This window comes from Vibrio ostreae (genome assembly GCF_019226825.1).
GTDB lineage: Bacteria > Pseudomonadota > Gammaproteobacteria > Enterobacterales > Vibrionaceae > Vibrio > Vibrio ostreae.
In genome coordinates this window covers 1313426-1328918 of sequence record NZ_CP076643.1, presented here as the reverse complement: position 1 = coordinate 1328918, position 15493 = coordinate 1313426, and the positions used below count along the sequence as shown (strand labels likewise).

Here is a 15493-nt window from a genome sequence, read left to right as displayed (position 1 = left end):
ACTGTATTCATTTCTGTCGTCGTTGGAGGCGAACGATTATGAGTATGCAACTAAGGAAATCGAGATGAAATTAAAATACCTGACCAGCGCCATCGCACTTACCAGCAGTAGTTTGTCATTAGTCGCCCACGCAGACGAGCACACCGTGATGACAGATATTGATATCGCCGGTTATTCCGTGCCGGTGGAAGCGGGTGGGCTGTATGACCGTTATCGCTCCAACCCACCGTTAAGTGTGATTGCTGAATCAAAACCAGAACTGGATCTGAGCTGGTTTAAAACCTTAGATAAAACTCAGGTTGATATTGGTTTTCCTTCCTACTCACCCAATTTCTACTATAAGAATGAACGTATCAGCGTGGTATTTACCGCGGATGCTGACAAGTTAGCCGCGCTTATCCCGGATAAGGTCGCCGCTCAGGTTCAGCCACTGAAAATCTGGCCCGGGCGCGGACTTGTGGTATTGACCGCCTATGCCTATCACTATTGTGATAACGATCAATATAACGAAATTGCATTATCCGTGGTCACCAATCAGCCCGGCAACGGTAACTGGGGGCCGTTAAGCCTTATCGGGCAGGCGATGTCAGGCGATTATTGGGGCTATGTGCTTAAACTCCCGGTCGATACCGAGCTGGCCCGAGTGCGTGGTGTTGTCGGTTACAACTTACCTAAATGGTTAACCGCGATAGACTTTGACAGTGATGAGACAACCGTCACCTACACGGTTGCCGATGAAAAAACGGGCCAGCCGGATTTGATTTTCAGTGCGGATAAGCTGACCGATTTATCGACTGACGGCGAGATCGTGACCAATAGTTTTACCAATCTGAATCATAACGATGAGCTCACTTATGGGTATGCTAAATCGCGCCTGATGAGTTACGCTACATCCACTGATGAAGCCAACGTTCGCCTGACGCTGGGGGACGGGTATTTGTCTGATTTTATCCGGTCATTAGACCTCGGGGCGATGCTCAAATATGAGTATGTTGCTGATTTTCAAAGTGCTCTTTATGTGCCGCAGCCACTGTCCGTATTACTTTCCGAGCAATGATGAATGAGTCAAATAAGCCAGCCCGACGGCTGGCTTGTGGCTAAGATTATTGTCGTTCATCCCTGATGATGTTTAACCCCTGGGTAAACGTCGTGACTGCAAAGTCCGGGAAGCGGCGTTTGAACTTATCCGACACAAAAATGTTATCCGTCTGATAACGAGGCAGCAGTTCTGCCGCGTCTCTGACCGTGGGGTTGAATTTACCCGCCAGCCATAACTGCCAGCGTTTCAGCACCCGGTACTTCGGTTGCACGTTGAAAATGCCGGCCGCCAGTTCGACGAACTGACGATAGGTGAGCCGATTATCGTCACAAGGTAAATGCCAGGTCTGACCGTAAGCGTCAGGCGTATTCCCGATCAGCGCCATCGCCCGGCTGGCGTCCGGCGTGAAAATCAGGCTGCGTTTGACATCGTCACGTACAAATACTTTGGCCGGCTTGCCCGCTGACAGCGCATCAATCACGGTTGAGTTCGTGATACTCTGCGTTTTGCCCGGTCCGTAAAACTCGGGGGCGCGGCAAATGACAGCGTTGATCGACCCACGTTGCATAGCGTCCAGTAGCATCGTCGTGATCTGAGCGCGTACTTTGCCTTTACCGCCATTCGGTACAAACGGTGCATCTTCGGCCTGTGGAGTACGGGTTTGTGGATACATATAAGTATTATCAAAGTAAACCAGTTTTGCGTTGTGAGTTTGGCATGCTGCAATAACATTACTCATCAGAACCGGCCATTGCTCTATCCATAACTGAGTATCCATAGGTAACCCGGCAGTCAGATAGACAATCTCTGAGCCTTTAACCGCATCGCTGGTTTGCTGTGCATCGAGCAGATCGGCCTGAACCAGTTCATCGCTTTCGTTCACTTTCTGCGGACGTCGGCTGACTAAGCGGATGTGGCTGGTGTAGTCGCGTTTTAAGCTGAGTGCCAGTTCCCGACCAATCTGCCCGTTTGCTCCCAAAATGGTTTGCATAGATGATTTCTCCTGATGTGCATTCTTTAGTCAGCATCGTAAGATTAAAGCTTAGTTTAAGGTCAATGCGAAATTTGATTTGTTTTTAGGCATTGACATTAAAGTGAAGTTTAAGCTTAGTCTCAGGCATTCGAACAGGCGACATCACGGGTGTGTCAATCTTTATCGAGCGCATATCGAGCAATATTTCGACGTCACGCCGGGTGATGGTGAACCATTGAGGTAATTTATGACAAGCTCTACCACTGCTGAACACAAGAGAACCATGGCTGATTTGTTAACGAGGCAGAGAGATGCCTTTTTAGCCAGCGAAATACCGGGTGTTGGACAAAGAAGAGAAAAACTCGCGGTGTTGCGCGCTGCGATTCTTGCTTTCAAAACGGAACTGAAAGACGCCATTAATCAGGACTTTGGTCATCGTTCCCGATACGAAACCGACATTTTTGAGCTCAGTGTTGTGCTGCAGTCGATTGATTATCTGTCACGCCGTCTACCGCGATTTATGAAATCCGAGCGTCGCCATGTCCACTGGACATCCAAATCCGGTCAAGCGTATGTCGAGTATCAACCGCTGGGCGTGATCGGTATTATAGCACCATGGAACTATCCTGTACTTCTGACCTTAATCCCGTTAGCGACCGCATTGGCTGCGGGTAATCGGGTCATGGTCAAACCATCAGAACTGACCCCGGTGACCAGCGAAGTATTGAGCAAAATGCTGGCGTCGGTATTTTCTCCCGAGGAGGTGACGGTAGTGCAGGGCGGGCCGGAAGTCGGTGCTGAATTCAGTCATTTGGCCTTTGACCACCTGCTCTTTACTGGCAGTACCCAGGTCGGCCATCACATTATGAGAGCGGCCAGTGATAACCTTGTCCCGGTCACTCTGGAGCTGGGAGGCAAAAGTCCGGTGATCATCAGTAAGGGTCATGTTAATCAGCAGAATGTTGATCGCATTGTGTTTGGTAAACTCGCCAACGGCGGGCAAACTTGTGTCGCCCCCGATTATGCCTTGATACATGAAGATGACTTAGCCGAGTTTATCAAACAGTACTCAGCATCCGTTGCGCGATCCTATCCTGATGGCCCGCTTAGCCGGGATTACACCTCGATTATCAATGAACGTCACTATCAGCGATTAATGGGCTTGCTTGAGCAGGCCAGGGGGCACGGTGCAACGGTGACGGAAGTTGGACGCCAACCGGAGTCTGCGGCGCGTCGCCTGCGCACCATTGCACCGACCATAGTCACCGGGGTCAGTGACGAACTCGATATCATGCAGCAAGAAATCTTTGGCCCCTTGCTGCCGATCAAAACTTATCGCAACCTTGATGAAGTGATTCAATTTGTTAATGCCCGGCCAAGACCGCTGGCACTGTATTACTTTGGCAACAGGGATAACGAGTGTGACACAGTGCTGCGACGCACCACGTCAGGCAATGTGGGCATTAATACGACTGTACTGCATGTAGCCCAGGATGACTTACCATTTGGCGGCGTCGGGGCAAGTGGCATGGGGGCGTATCATGGTATTGAAGGTTTCAGAGCGATGAGCCACGCCAAAGGCACGTTTGTTCAGGGGCGATACAGTTTACCCGCGATGCTCAGAGCACCATTCGGCAAATTGGCGGATATGACGCTCGCGTACATGTTTAGACGATAAACAAGCCGCTACAAAAAGGAGCATTACTGCTCCTTTTTGCTGTTTCCTTGTGAGGTTAATATATCCCAGCCAAACTGGGACATCACGCGCTCGGCATTTTGCGCGCAGTCCATGTCTTGTGGTTTGGCTTCTATTTCATTCAGCACGGCCAGTAATTTTGCCTTGTTATGAGCGATCTTTTGTTCGATGTCTTCTAGCTCTTTCACTTTCTGCTGTAACGTACCGAGCAGTTGATTGTGGTCCCATTGCGATAAGTCGCCTGGAAGTAGGGTGCGTAACTCATCCAGGCTGAATCCGGCTTGCTGTCCGGTGGTAATCATATCCAGCACCATCACCGCTTCAGGCGGGTAGGTTCGATAACCGTTGGCTTTACGTTTCACGGTTTTGAGTAACCCAATCTTTTCGTAAAAGCGGATCTTGGATGCAGTTAAACCGGTTCTTTTTGCTAGTTCACCAATATTCATCATGCTCGTCGTGCTGTGATTGCCTGCAACAACACTAACACAATTTCGTTGCGCTGGTGGCTAGGCGTGGAACGGTTTTAGGCGTTCCCGCCGCCGAAAACCTAAAAAATCGTCCTGATTTTTTGCCTTAGCGGAGTGGTTTCAGTTACTTACCTAAATGGATTTTGCCCCATTCTTTGCCAGTAACCTTCTACCTGACAAATAATAGTGATGTGGTTTGACCTACTTCTTCTAATCAGCATAGTGTCTATGAAAGTGGAGTCTTACAAACTTAGCCAACTAGTTCGAATAGGCCGTCTTATTTCTATTTTTTAACCTACCGAAGAAACGTGTTCTCTGTTAGAGTCACCGTCAACTACGCTATTGAATAAAGACACCCACAGAACGCATGTCATTGATGGATTTTTATTCACCCTTAGAACTCATTTTAGGAATCCCTAGTGACTAACAACGAAATTTTACGTCGTATCCAACACGCGTTAAACCTTAAAAACGCGCAGATAATGAAAGCTTTCGGGCAGGCCGAAGTCACTGTGGCTCACGATAAAGTGGCAAACTGGTTAAAAGATGAAAGCGACAAATCTTGCGTTAAGATGAAGGATCAAGAGTTAGCGGTATTCTTAAATGGCTTTATTAACCTCAAGCGAGGAAAAAAAGACGGCGAGCAACCTAAGCCAGAAGTCACGTTGACCAACAACATGATTCTCATGAAGCTGCGCATTGCGCTAGACATGAAAGCAGAAGATGTGTTGGACGTATTAGAAGTGGTTGGTACTAGTTTAAGTAAATACGAAATTGGTGCGTATTTCCGCAAGCCAAACAACAAAAACTACAAACAGTGTGAAGACCAACTGCTGTGCGACTTCTTAAATGGTGTGCAGTTTACCAATCGTCCCGATTCTGAAGAGTTTACTGGGTAATTTTTATCTCGAATCGAACGTGGTAATTGATTAAAAAAGCGAGAACCATTTTATTTGGCTACTCGCTTTTATCATGCTAAAGACCGATATTAGAGCTTCACAATCAGGTCTACTCTTTGTCTTTCTTCAGTAGATACCTATCAAACCACGCTGAAATCTGGTCGGCTTTTAGAATCAAGACACACACCGCCCCCCTATGACCCTACCAAGATAAACCCAAGCGCTGGCGGATCCCCTCATAATTCACCTAAGCCACAAGTGTGTGTGAGACGTTGATATTCCATCATAGCCCAATGATATTGGGACCCTTTTATTTGGTATCTTCGATGACAACGTACCTCTTTACCCAATCTAGGGATGGATAGTACTCGGCGATGTTTGATAGTGTTGGCTTGGAAGTCATAATGCCATTGAGCTTGCATGGCGATTAAGCCATTCCACCACATGATGATTTCTGCCATTAGCGCCATGAGGAGTAGGATATCGATACGATTCGTACAGCGAGTTCGATTGTGGCGCAGTGCCAATCCGTAAGCGGGGCTTTTTAGATCTCGAAACGACTCTTCAATCTGCATTTTTTTGGCGTATAAGCGAGTGATTTTAACGCCATTCAATACCTGATTGGGGAGGTTTGTTACTAGAAGCCAGGGCTCTTTTGCACCTCTGTGGAATACTTTTCCTGCTGAATGCTTTTGGCAGGTTCGGCTGTGTCGATGGGGGTTTCTGCCTTTAGGTTGGCTCTTGTATAAATAGGCAAAGCATGTGAGCGGCGAACGCCGTGCTAATTGGCTTTCCCCTAAAAACTGCGGTTTGTCAGTTTCCTGAGGATAGAAGGTCTTGTTCCATAGCTAAAGGGCATCACCACATTTGATCGAGACTTCGCCACGTACGCGTCCCAACCAGAACCAACCTTTGTTGGCGACTTGCCGAAACCATGTATTTCTAAATCCAGCATCCGAGACAATGATGGGAGTGCAGCCTTCGGGCTGGAGCGTTTGAAGCTTATCGAGAAAGTATAGATGGCTCTTTGGAGAGTTGTAGTTTTTGTATTCAAACGCCTGCTCATAAAGCGTGACGGCTCGACCTTTAACGGCAACTGAAGCGCGCAATGTCATATAACGTAGCTGCTCGCGAACATCTGACCAATCAACGAGCACCACAGGAAAAGGGTTGGCACGGGTAATAAAGGACGCATGCCACTTATAAATGGTGTCTTTTTCACGGTGTAGGTTGCGATTACCGAGCAATCGGTCGATGCGTTTAATCGCATGCTTTACGTTGGTATCGGTGTCGAGTGCGCGCCCAATTTTGGTCAATGTGAGATCAGAGCCGTCGAGAACAGTTTTGGTTGCAAGCATCAGAGATCTCAGTCGTTTTTTGTGAATGTCAGGGCATTGATTCTCGAGAGTTTGTTGTAGAATTTGAATGTCGCGCATCGTTAGGGCTCCCTATTAAATCCATTTAATCAGGTGTGTTTTTGGCGAAATTCATTAGATCAGAATGAGCGATGCGCGTCTACTCATTGTTTTATATAGAAATTATGAGGGGATTCGTAAGATTCGGGCTAGACGATTAGAATGCGGGGTTTTGACGTGCATACGCAAGGACTGAACAATTCCCTTGTCGAATGATAAAGGTCGGAACTGGTCAAGTTAATTGTATGTCTGTGAATAAAAAGCCTTACAGTCATATAAAACCGTAAGGCTGATTTAGTTGAAATACTATTTACTTAATTTCAATTTAGGGTGTTTAAATTATTTAATCAGCGGGATGTAGTAGTCTGTCCGTCTTGAAGCAATCAGTTTTTGCTGGTTAAACCACCATTCATTTTGAACAGTCTTAAAATCAACCTCAATCGCACCCTCGAAATCACGTGGAGCAACAATCGCTTGGTCTAAGGCAAAGATAGGGTCTAATCCATACATTGAAGTACCACCCATGTAATCTTTACCCGTAAAGTTAGAAACAATAGTTGTTGCTTGAGAGTTCAAACCAATAGCGTGCCAAATTGAGTTAGTGTTGTGCTCAGGGTAGTCGTTAGCATAGATATCTAAGTTCAAATCTAGTTCACTACCGAATTCACCGTTAAATGCTGATGGGATTACAATCATATCAGCGCGTTTGACCGCCATTAAACCAGACATTTCAGGGAATGCTGCTTCGTACCCAATCATGATCCCAATTCGACCAATATCAGTTTTGAAGGTAAGAATTTCATCGCCTGCCGTCGCCCATGCTTTTTCACTTGCAGTTAAATGAGTTTTTCTATACTTCCCGTTTATTTTACCTGATGGTTCTACACAAACCGCTGTGTTGTATAGTTTGGAACCGTCACGTTCAATCATGTCGAAAATTACATAGGTGTCATATTTTTTAGCTAATTTTCGGAAGTACTCAACAGTTGGGCCACTCATATCTTCAGCTAAAGATTCAGCAGTCGACTTATCGCTGACTAAACCTGTCAGAGATAACTCTGGCAGTACAACAAGGTTGATGTCTCTATCAGAACTATCCAATTTTTCCTGAATAATATTGTCTATTTTCGACATATTTTCTGTTTTGCTTGATGTATTAACATCATATTGCAAAGCAAGAGCACTAATGTCTTGTTCAGTGTTATCCTTAGAGTAATCCCATGGAGCGATGTATAGCATTAGCTCTTTGTAAAGTTCAGGTCGTCTTTCGTCAGCAATACGACGTTTAGCTGGGTTGTCATATTTCTCAGTATCAATATCGGCATAGATATATGTTGTTTCGTCAATGTCATCGTCTTTAGTTGGCGCCGCTGGTGATTCAGCAAGTTTTTCACCATCAGGACTCCAGATAGCACTTGCACCTACGTTATGATAACCAAGCTCGGTATTTGCCCTGTTTGAGCTAATAATATACATACCGTTTTCTTCGGCTCTCCCCTGTAATGCTGATACTGTTTGACCACCAGAGTTGGTAGAAAAAGCCAAAATATCTGCTCCCTGTACAGCCGCCAGTCTAGCCGTTTCCATATAAGCTCCATCCATACAGATGATCATGGCAATTTTACCAATTTTTGTATCGAACACTGGTACGCCTAAGTTACCCCAGGCAGACCAGTGTTCTTCGGTTTCCCATTGGTGAACTTTACGGTATTTACCAATGTAACCTTCTGGACCGACTAAAACTTGAGAGTTGTAATATAGGTCAGTTTCAGGATCCACTTCAGGCATGCCGAGAACAATGTAAGTATCGTATTCTTTGGCAATTTTGGTAAATAAATCAGTGGTTTTCCCCGGAATAGTATCGACGAACGGTTTGATTTCCTTTCGACTGCTATACATATAGCCCGTGGTAACCATTTCTGTTGTCACAATGAGCTTAGCCCCATTCTTAGCGGCAACAGTAACGTCCTCAGCAAGGCGATCCAGGTTTTTGTCTAGTTCATACATTTCTGGGTTAAACTGAACGGAGGCGACTTTTATTTTGCCTGTCATTTTCTCTGTATCACTTGCTTGCGCACTTTGAGTCCCTGTTAGAATGATTGGTAACAACACCATAGTAGCTAAAGTTTGTTTAAGCTTACTAAATATTCCATGTCGATTCTTATGTATTATCATCACTAATCCTAAAATGAAAATTTTGATTTGGTCGCAGAGCTGCTTAGCTTGCGGCGCAATGATTCGTTTGAATCATTAATGGCTCATTTGAGTCATATGTATCATTTAAGCACTATTTGTGCCATAAATGATACATATGTTTTATTTTTAATTAATAACTAAAAATCATGTGTTTATTATTGTTTTTTAGGGTTTAGTTTGGTTTTGCTTGGGTTAACTTGATTGGAACTTGCTACAAAATGGTTCAATTGCACCATTATAGAGGCAACCTTATCGCTTCTAGCTTCTAATGGGTTTGGATTAAATTGACTCTATTAAGCTTCTAGTTCAGTATTAATCAATTTTTATTTTTTAGGAAAAATAATGACCGTTAGCGACAATATTATTAGGCACTTTCCTGAGCTTACTCCTGAGTTACAAAAGGCTGCAGGCTATCTTTTAGAGCACCAGAATGAGATTGCTATCTATTCAATGCGTTCTCTGGCTGCGTATGCAGATGTTCAACCTTCGACGCTGTTAAGAGTGGCTAAAGCGTTGGGTTACAAAGGGTGGACGGATCTTAAAGATAACTTGATAAAGGAAGTCGGGCTGACAAGTGAAGTAGGGTATTCTGATAAAGCTCAATCTCTGATGAATGACGATGAAGAGTTTATCAATTCATTATTTTCTTCTATTCAAGACAATATGACGGAGTCCTCGTCTTTAAATGTAGGTCTCCTTACAGGTGCTGCAAATTTAATCAATAACGGAAAGAAAATATACATATGTGGATTTAGAGCGAGTTTTTCTGTTGCCTATTATCTCTATTACATTATGAGGTTGTTTAAAAATAATGTATATATGATTGACGGTTTAGCATGTAATCTTGAACAGTTTACTCGTGATTTCGAAGAAGGTGATGTAGTAATTCATATTGGTTTTAAACCCATTTCCAAAGAAATTAATCAGGTCTTTAATGCAGCCAAAGCTGCCGGGTGTAATACGATGTTTATTACTGATAAGTTAACAGCTTCAACTACCATAGGGGCGGATATGGTTTTAAACATACCGACGACAGGACTTACTTTTTTTCCATCTCTAACACCGGCATTTGGTTTAGTTGAAGGGCTTACTTCAGAGTTAGTGAAAATTAATGGAGAAAGTGCGTTAGAGAAAATAAAAAAATCTGAACATTTTTTTATATCTTCAAAAGCTTATCTATGAGTGATGACAAGGAAAATAAACTTTCTGAAAGTCATCATGTATAAACTCTGTGAATATAACCAAGTCTTTCTATGCGTTTCTTAATCAATTTCTCTAAAGATATTTGCAATAGCTGATATAATCTGTGAGGTTATAATCTAGTCATTGCTAAAATTAAAAGATGTCCAAAAGTGCGCTAGAGCGTTAGTTTTGAACTCATACATAGGGCAAAAATCTAGGACGGAAGTATTAGGTTTGTCGCGCAGGGAACGCATAAAATCGGCTCTGATAGTGCCTAAGGGCTAAAGATATTTCCTGGTTCCGCTTTGTACCTGAAAAGAGGAACATTCGACATCCCTGTAAACAGGGGCCAAAATATACTTGTTTGCCCCCCACAGGAAAATGTGGGGGGATTGACGCCTAATGGTTAGATTGATTTTGAAATTAGATCCGCTTTTAACAACCCACCTTTTGTCAATAATTTCGGGGAGAAATTTGGGGTTCTCCGTTGCTTGTATGCTGCGAGTATTTTTTGTAATCCATTCGCTTCTAGTAAAGAAATATTGATCTCTGTATCCATATCTGCGGCATCAATGAAATCAGCCGAGAACGCAGGAGCCACGATAAGTACCTGGGCAACGCGATGACCGCTTGCTTCGCAGCGTTTTACGTATGATTTTACCTGTCTGGAAGTCGTAGCGTATTTGGCAAATTCGCCATTTTTAAAGGATTTTGCTTCACCGATAATGACGTCATCGTTTTCTAGTGAAACAATGATATCGGTCTTATCTTTGGCTGTATTAATATCTTTCCTCAGATCCTCATCTACATTCATTCCTAATTGCTCCAGTATTGAACGAGTGATTTCTTCGAATTTAATTCCAATATCGGATTCTTTGATATCGATGCCCGCATCATGTAGTCCTTGTAAATCTCGACTAGCAAGCAGATGGTAGTTCTCTATGAAACGGTCACTGGCACTGGCGAAAGAATCGATGATTTGGCTTCTCGGATTACCTCTTCGACTCAAGCCCATATCATTTCGTATAATCTTGATTTCATCATTGGTATACAAATAAAGGATATCCAGAGGTGTAATACTTAGCGATCTTAGATATTCAGGATCCAAAGATTCTTTGTTTTCAATTTCGAAGTCAGAGCGTATACGGTTCTCAACATTCGGTTCGGTGCGAGAAAGCGATTCCATAAGCTCTTTATAACCACTGACGCTCAGCAAGTTAAACTCATCTTCTTCAGAACTCTTAAGGTGATCAACTAAAACCTCTATTCGCTCTTGCAAACGAGATCCTATTTTGGTGATATCAAGATCCATATCTTCAAAGAGTTGTTTTATTCTTTCTTTTCTCTGATTTTGTGTTGCATCTTCAGAATGTATGTCGTTTGCTAGTATATTTTTAATAGACAGGCCTGAGCGAGATATGATGGCTATTTTTTCCTTTCTATCCACACCTCTTACTTTGCACCCATGATTTTTCAACGTACTAGAAAGCTCTGCATCTGATAGTGACCGCAAAATCCGTAATACATATTTATCGTGTAATTCTTTGCCTAATACATCGTGCAGAATGTCAACAACTTCGTCCGGAACCATTACCTCTGAACGTCTTCGGTTGATCATTATGATGCCACATTCTCTTAGGTATTCGAGTGCATTATCAATACCAAGCTCAGGGATAGGGTCTATCGAATGCTCAATAGCATTGACTTCTTCTCTTGAAAGTTCCAAGCGTTGAGCCAGTACATTAAGAATACTGCGTTCATCCTCAGATATCTTTGCTGTTCTATTAACCTTTAAGTCGTTACAAAAAGCGGTTCGCATGCAATCTCTATAGATATCGATTCGATTTAATCGTTCAAAATTGCTGGATTCGTCAGCTTCAATCTCCTCTAATAGCGACCTGCTGAGCGTGTCTATCGCCTGATACTCTTTTGTATAAAGCTGTTCAATCCAAGGAATAGTCGCTATACAGTTACCATCTCGTGATAGGATATTGATGAGTAAAAAAGCTTGCGGACCGCCTATCGATACTTGCTCAATGATATGTTTTTTGAAGTGTTTTTTTACTAAGCTAAAAAGTTGGTTTATTTCGTTACCAGATGCAGATTTGAGCTGGCCATCAATCTTATTGAGCTGTTTGGCTAATTCAGGGTCGCTTTTGTTATCTTGGCAAAGTTTATCGATACAGTTTACAAACTTGGAACGCTCTACTTGATTGGTATGATTTAAGACTTGATTTAGCTTCATAGTATTTCAAACCTGAGAATAAATACGTAATAGTTCTAATGATATTAGAACCACATATTTAATGATGTAGGTGCCTTGACATAAAACTGTTAGATATGTCACTTGTTTTGTATGCGTAACCTCGTTTCAGCAAAGGTTCAGAAGGAATTGATGTTGAAAATATAGGCAGGGTGGATTCACCTAAATCCAGTGAAAAAGCAGACTCCAAATCTAAGCGGGACATACGGCTGCCCGCTTCAAATTCGCTGTGTATTGCGCAAAATCACCGTGAGTACTCACATGAGAAGTTAATGAAAATGGTGCTGCGTGCTGTGCAAGAAAAACACTTCACACTGGTGATCACGAGCCAGCTGTTGCAGCAGTTTTTGGTTGACGAAATCGATCGCGCTGGAGGCGACGATGGCGCTCGCATTACCGGACTGAATCGCTTTCATCACGATCTCCAGCTCAGATTGGGATTGTGAGGGCTTCATATGAATGATTTTTCCGCACTGCACCTGATGGGCGGCGAGGGCATCGTATTGAGGGCGCGGGCATTGCGCGGTGTACAAAATCCATTGTTGTTGCTGAGATAGCTGCGCTAAACGAGACATCATATCTTGATTAACGGTGACCGGGCGGTAGCTATCGGTCGTGTAAGTTTGGGTGCCAAAACGTGTGGTATCGAAATCTACATGAAGCATAACACTGTCCTTTCATACATGCTGTATGTCTATACAGTATTCCTAAATATCGTGCTGATCAAGTTTAGGTTTGATGGAAAATTGACCTTATTTTGTCTTTTTCTTTACATGATTAAATCTAAACAACTGATTTTTAATCATAAATCTAATATTTGAATGCTGGGGTAAAGTTGCTGATTAGTGTGATTTTCTGTGATCTAACTAACTTTTTAGCGCATGAACAGTGGGCTTATACAGTAGTTTCTATCCAGTACTGGCGGTTAGCTGTATATGAACAACGGCTGCGCCTAAGTGACGGGGCAGAGATGGATACGAGTTGTTATACAGTGGTTAGTATTGGCGTTGGTATAAGCGTGTGTACTGCAGGGGATGAATCGCGCGATCAAAAAAGCGCCGTCCTGGCGCTTTTATCGGGTTTATGGTCGGTTTGCGTTTTGGCTGGCCAGACGTTCACGCTGTGCTTGCTCGGCAATATTAAATTGTCTTACGTCCATGCGAGCAAAGTCATTACAGTTTTCACAAGCGTGATTGGTTTTGCCGTCGAGATACTCGAGTTTGGTCAACTGATTTGGTTTTTTACACCAATCGCAAATACCGTAGATAGTGAACATGTTGTCTCCTCACCTGAAGCAGGTGCCAAATTCGCGCAGAATTATCGCATATCACAGGCTTGCCTGTTAACCGTTTGTTGTAAATATTGAGAGAGTAATCGATTGCGTAGTCAAGCGTAATTGGGGCTTTGAGGGTTTTATATCAGTTGGATGAAACTTTATTTAACGATTTATTAACTTCATTGATGAGCACCTTCATCGCGCCGTTAAGACGCTTCATTTCCTCTTCACTGCCTTTCATATCCGGATGATAAATTTTCGACAATTGTTTGTAACGAATTTTGATTTGCCGCTCTTCTGGTAACTGTCCCGGTGCAAATCCAAACATCGCGCAGGCCAGGTGCAGCTTTTGATCCTGAGTCTGACGGCTCTGATGGTTTTGCATCTTCTTCAACTGATGATACAGCGTGTCCAACTGGCGCTTTTGCTGTTTAAGCAGGTTGTCTTTCTGGGATAGGCTTTCATTGAGTGAATTCTGGTGCTGGGTCTGCTGTTTGTTGGATTTTTTGACGTAGCGGTAGACGGATAGACCCGCGATCAAAACCAAAATGCACAGTACGACAAACAGATAGTCGCTCATCAGGCTTGGCGTTTGCGGGGCGGACTGAGTGGAGTTTTGGTTCTGTGCGGCTGCAGTGGTTTGGTTGATGGCACTCTCGAGTTGCTCAATTGACGCGACCTGGCGGGCACGCTGCTGGTCAAACTGCTGTTGCAAAATGGCGCTGTAGCGCTGCTCTGCCTGTGGATTCTGGTCAGCCAGACTGTGATACCACAGCTCTGCCATCGCTGACGGGGCAGGGGAGCTGTCGAGGCTTTCATAAAGCTGTCCGATGGCCATGGCTGCGTTGCTGTCACCGCTGAGCAGTTGGCGCGTCAGCCAGTACAACGCCTGAGTCGTATCGGCTTCGGTGCCTAATCCGTGCTGGTAAGCGTTGGCGAGTTGCTGCATGGCTTGCGGATGACCTTGCTGCGCCGCTTGCTGAAACCAGTAAAATGCATCGTTCAGATTGATGGTTAAGTTGTGGCCGGTTTGATAATCGACCCCTAGTTGGTATTGTGCTGCGCGATCCCCTTGATTCGCCAGTTGGATCAGCTCGGAAGGATCAGCCACAGCCTGGCTTGAGAGCAGTAACCCCAATGTGATTATCCATGCCTGAAGCGCTTTCTTCATTGTGGTTGGTTTCCCTTTATCATGATGTGAATTGCGTGTGAGCGACGGTATGCAACTGGCCGGGATATCAGAAGCGGTCATGATACTCCGCCAATGTGTCAATACATTGCGGACGGCACACCACAAAACAAAAAAGCCCGGCACTGAGGCCGGGCTACATCCATACGGGTATCGACTAAACGATTCAGGCAGAATGGTGCAATTCGTTGCTCACCCGCCTATTAAATCATTTCAGCGGTAAGATTTGAATCTCTACACGGCGGTTACATGCACGGCCATCTGCTGTGCTGTTGCTGCATAACGGGTAGCGTTCACCATTACCACGCGCTACCGCACGACCTGCCGCTACGCCCTGAGACAACAGGAATGAACGTACGGACTCAGCACGACGCTCAGACAGAACCTGGTTGGTGGTGTCGCTACCTGTGCTGTCGGTATGGCCATCAATCACCAGGCTGGTATCCGGGTATTCAACCAAAATGCGTGCCACGCCACGTAGTGTGTTGTGGATAGAAGAGTCAAGCTGGTAAGAGTTGGTCTGGAATCCGATGCCGTTTTCCATGCGCAGCAGTAGCTGGTTTTCGCCTACACGCTGTACCTGAACACCTGAGTTCAATAGTTCCTGGCGCAGCGCTTCTTCTTGCTGGTCAAAGTAGTAACCAACACCACCACCGACAGCAGCACCGCCTGCCGCGCCGATCAGCGCTCTCTGGCGTCGCTCTTTAGCGTCATCACCAGATGCTAAACCAACCGCAGCACCTGCCAGCGCACCTAACAGTGCCCCTTTGGTGGTTGAGTTAGTTTCGTTTTCACCCGTGGTCGCATTTTGGCGTTGTGTGGCGGCACAACCTGAAAGTGCAATTAACACTGCAAGAGCCAATGTAATTTTTTTCACAACTTCATCTCCGTGAGTTAT

The 15493-nt window shown here is 44.5% G+C and carries 12 protein-coding genes and 1 pseudogene; 4 read left to right on the top strand and 9 right to left on the bottom strand.

The genetic code is table 11. The annotated features are described in order from the left end of the window. Positions 1 to 64 precede the first annotated feature (64 nt). Positions 65 to 1057 (top strand): acetoacetate decarboxylase family protein, encoded by a 993-nt coding sequence (locus tag KNV97_RS12135; RefSeq protein WP_218563228.1) that lies wholly within the window; start codon positions 65 to 67, stop codon positions 1055 to 1057. A gap of 46 nt (positions 1058 to 1103) precedes the next feature. Here KNV97_RS12135 and KNV97_RS12130 read toward each other — a convergent pair whose 3' ends face one another. After that, positions 1104 to 2030, bottom strand: coding sequence for an SDR family oxidoreductase (locus tag KNV97_RS12130; protein WP_218563227.1), 927 nt, complete (start codon positions 2028 to 2030; stop codon positions 1104 to 1106). 265 nt (positions 2031 to 2295) lie between these two features. On the opposite strand from KNV97_RS12130, the gene KNV97_RS12125 reads away from it, so the two are divergent. Next, positions 2296 to 3690: a coniferyl aldehyde dehydrogenase gene (locus KNV97_RS12125; RefSeq protein ID WP_218563226.1), complete on the top strand. Its 1395-nt coding sequence runs from the start codon at positions 2296 to 2298 to the stop codon at positions 3688 to 3690. A 23-nt stretch (positions 3691 to 3713) separates the two neighbouring features. Here the strand turns inward: KNV97_RS12125 and KNV97_RS12120 are convergent, their stop codons facing one another. Then, entirely contained in the window at positions 3714 to 4157 is a 444-nt protein-coding gene (locus KNV97_RS12120) for a MerR family transcriptional regulator (RefSeq protein ID WP_256612956.1), read from the bottom strand. 437 nt (positions 4158 to 4594) lie between these two features. Between KNV97_RS12120 and KNV97_RS12115 the strand changes: the two genes are divergently transcribed. Then, positions 4595 to 5074: a YehS family protein gene (locus KNV97_RS12115; RefSeq protein ID WP_020329986.1), complete on the top strand. Its 480-nt coding sequence runs from the start codon at positions 4595 to 4597 to the stop codon at positions 5072 to 5074. A gap of 236 nt (positions 5075 to 5310) precedes the next feature. Here the strand turns inward: KNV97_RS12115 and KNV97_RS12110 are convergent. Together KNV97_RS12110 and KNV97_RS12105 are read right to left on the bottom strand one after the other, a co-directional pair. Beyond that, a pseudogene (locus KNV97_RS12110) lies at positions 5311 to 6510 on the bottom strand (IS4 family transposase). 318 nt (positions 6511 to 6828) lie between these two features. Beyond that, positions 6829 to 8664, bottom strand: a complete 1836-nt coding sequence (locus tag KNV97_RS12105; protein WP_218563225.1) for a nitrilase-related carbon-nitrogen hydrolase — start codon at positions 8662 to 8664, stop codon at positions 6829 to 6831. Between the two features lie 363 nt (positions 8665 to 9027). Between KNV97_RS12105 and KNV97_RS12100 the strand changes: the two genes are divergently transcribed. Then, positions 9028 to 9867, top strand: a complete 840-nt coding sequence (locus KNV97_RS12100) for a MurR/RpiR family transcriptional regulator (protein WP_218563224.1) — start codon at positions 9028 to 9030, stop codon at positions 9865 to 9867. Between the two features lie 406 nt (positions 9868 to 10273). Here KNV97_RS12100 and KNV97_RS12095 read toward each other — a convergent pair whose 3' ends face one another. From KNV97_RS12095 to KNV97_RS12075, 5 genes are all read right to left on the bottom strand, one after another. Beyond that, a complete protein-coding gene (locus KNV97_RS12095) occupies positions 10274 to 12112 on the bottom strand; it encodes a hypothetical protein (RefSeq protein WP_218563223.1) in 1839 nt (612 codons plus the stop codon). Positions 12113 to 12399: 287 nt separating this feature from the next. Next, positions 12400 to 12795, bottom strand: coding sequence for a SulA-like leucine-rich domain-containing protein (locus KNV97_RS12090; RefSeq protein ID WP_218563222.1), 396 nt, complete (start codon positions 12793 to 12795; stop codon positions 12400 to 12402). Between the two features lie 416 nt (positions 12796 to 13211). Then, positions 13212 to 13406, bottom strand: a complete 195-nt coding sequence (locus KNV97_RS12085; protein ID WP_136484070.1) for a hypothetical protein — start codon at positions 13404 to 13406, stop codon at positions 13212 to 13214. Positions 13407 to 13548: 142 nt separating this feature from the next. Further along, positions 13549 to 14577, bottom strand: coding sequence for a J domain-containing protein (locus KNV97_RS12080; RefSeq protein WP_218563221.1), 1029 nt, complete (start codon positions 14575 to 14577; stop codon positions 13549 to 13551). Positions 14578 to 14803: 226 nt separating this feature from the next. Continuing rightward, the gene (locus tag KNV97_RS12075) at positions 14804 to 15472 is read right to left on the bottom strand and encodes an OmpA family protein (protein WP_136484068.1); all 669 of its coding nucleotides are present in this window, start codon (positions 15470 to 15472) and stop codon (positions 14804 to 14806) included. Positions 15473 to 15493: the final 21 nt, after the last annotated feature.

What these genes read in the sequence shown, in the direction of transcription:
- KNV97_RS12130 (WP_218563227.1), bottom strand. Translation starts at nt 2,030, where the DNA reads ATGCAAACCATTTTGGGAGCAAACGGGCAGATTGGTCGGGAACTGGCA.
- KNV97_RS12135 (WP_218563228.1), top strand. Translation starts at nt 65, where the DNA reads ATGAAATTAAAATACCTGACCAGCGCCATCGCACTTACCAGCAGTAGT.
- KNV97_RS12085 (WP_136484070.1), bottom strand. Translation starts at nt 13,406, where the DNA reads ATGTTCACTATCTACGGTATTTGCGATTGGTGTAAAAAACCAAATCAG.
- KNV97_RS12095 (WP_218563223.1), bottom strand. Translation starts at nt 12,112, where the DNA reads ATGAAGCTAAATCAAGTCTTAAATCATACCAATCAAGTAGAGCGTTCC.
- KNV97_RS12105 (WP_218563225.1), bottom strand. Translation starts at nt 8,664, where the DNA reads ATGATAATACATAAGAATCGACATGGAATATTTAGTAAGCTTAAACAA.
- KNV97_RS12080 (WP_218563221.1), bottom strand. Translation starts at nt 14,577, where the DNA reads ATGAAGAAAGCGCTTCAGGCATGGATAATCACATTGGGGTTACTGCTC.
- KNV97_RS12100 (WP_218563224.1), top strand. Translation starts at nt 9,028, where the DNA reads ATGACCGTTAGCGACAATATTATTAGGCACTTTCCTGAGCTTACTCCT.
- KNV97_RS12125 (WP_218563226.1), top strand. Translation starts at nt 2,296, where the DNA reads ATGGCTGATTTGTTAACGAGGCAGAGAGATGCCTTTTTAGCCAGCGAA.
- KNV97_RS12090 (WP_218563222.1), bottom strand. Translation starts at nt 12,795, where the DNA reads ATGCTTCATGTAGATTTCGATACCACACGTTTTGGCACCCAAACTTAC.
- KNV97_RS12120 (WP_256612956.1), bottom strand. Translation starts at nt 4,157, where the DNA reads ATGATGAATATTGGTGAACTAGCAAAAAGAACCGGTTTAACTGCATCC.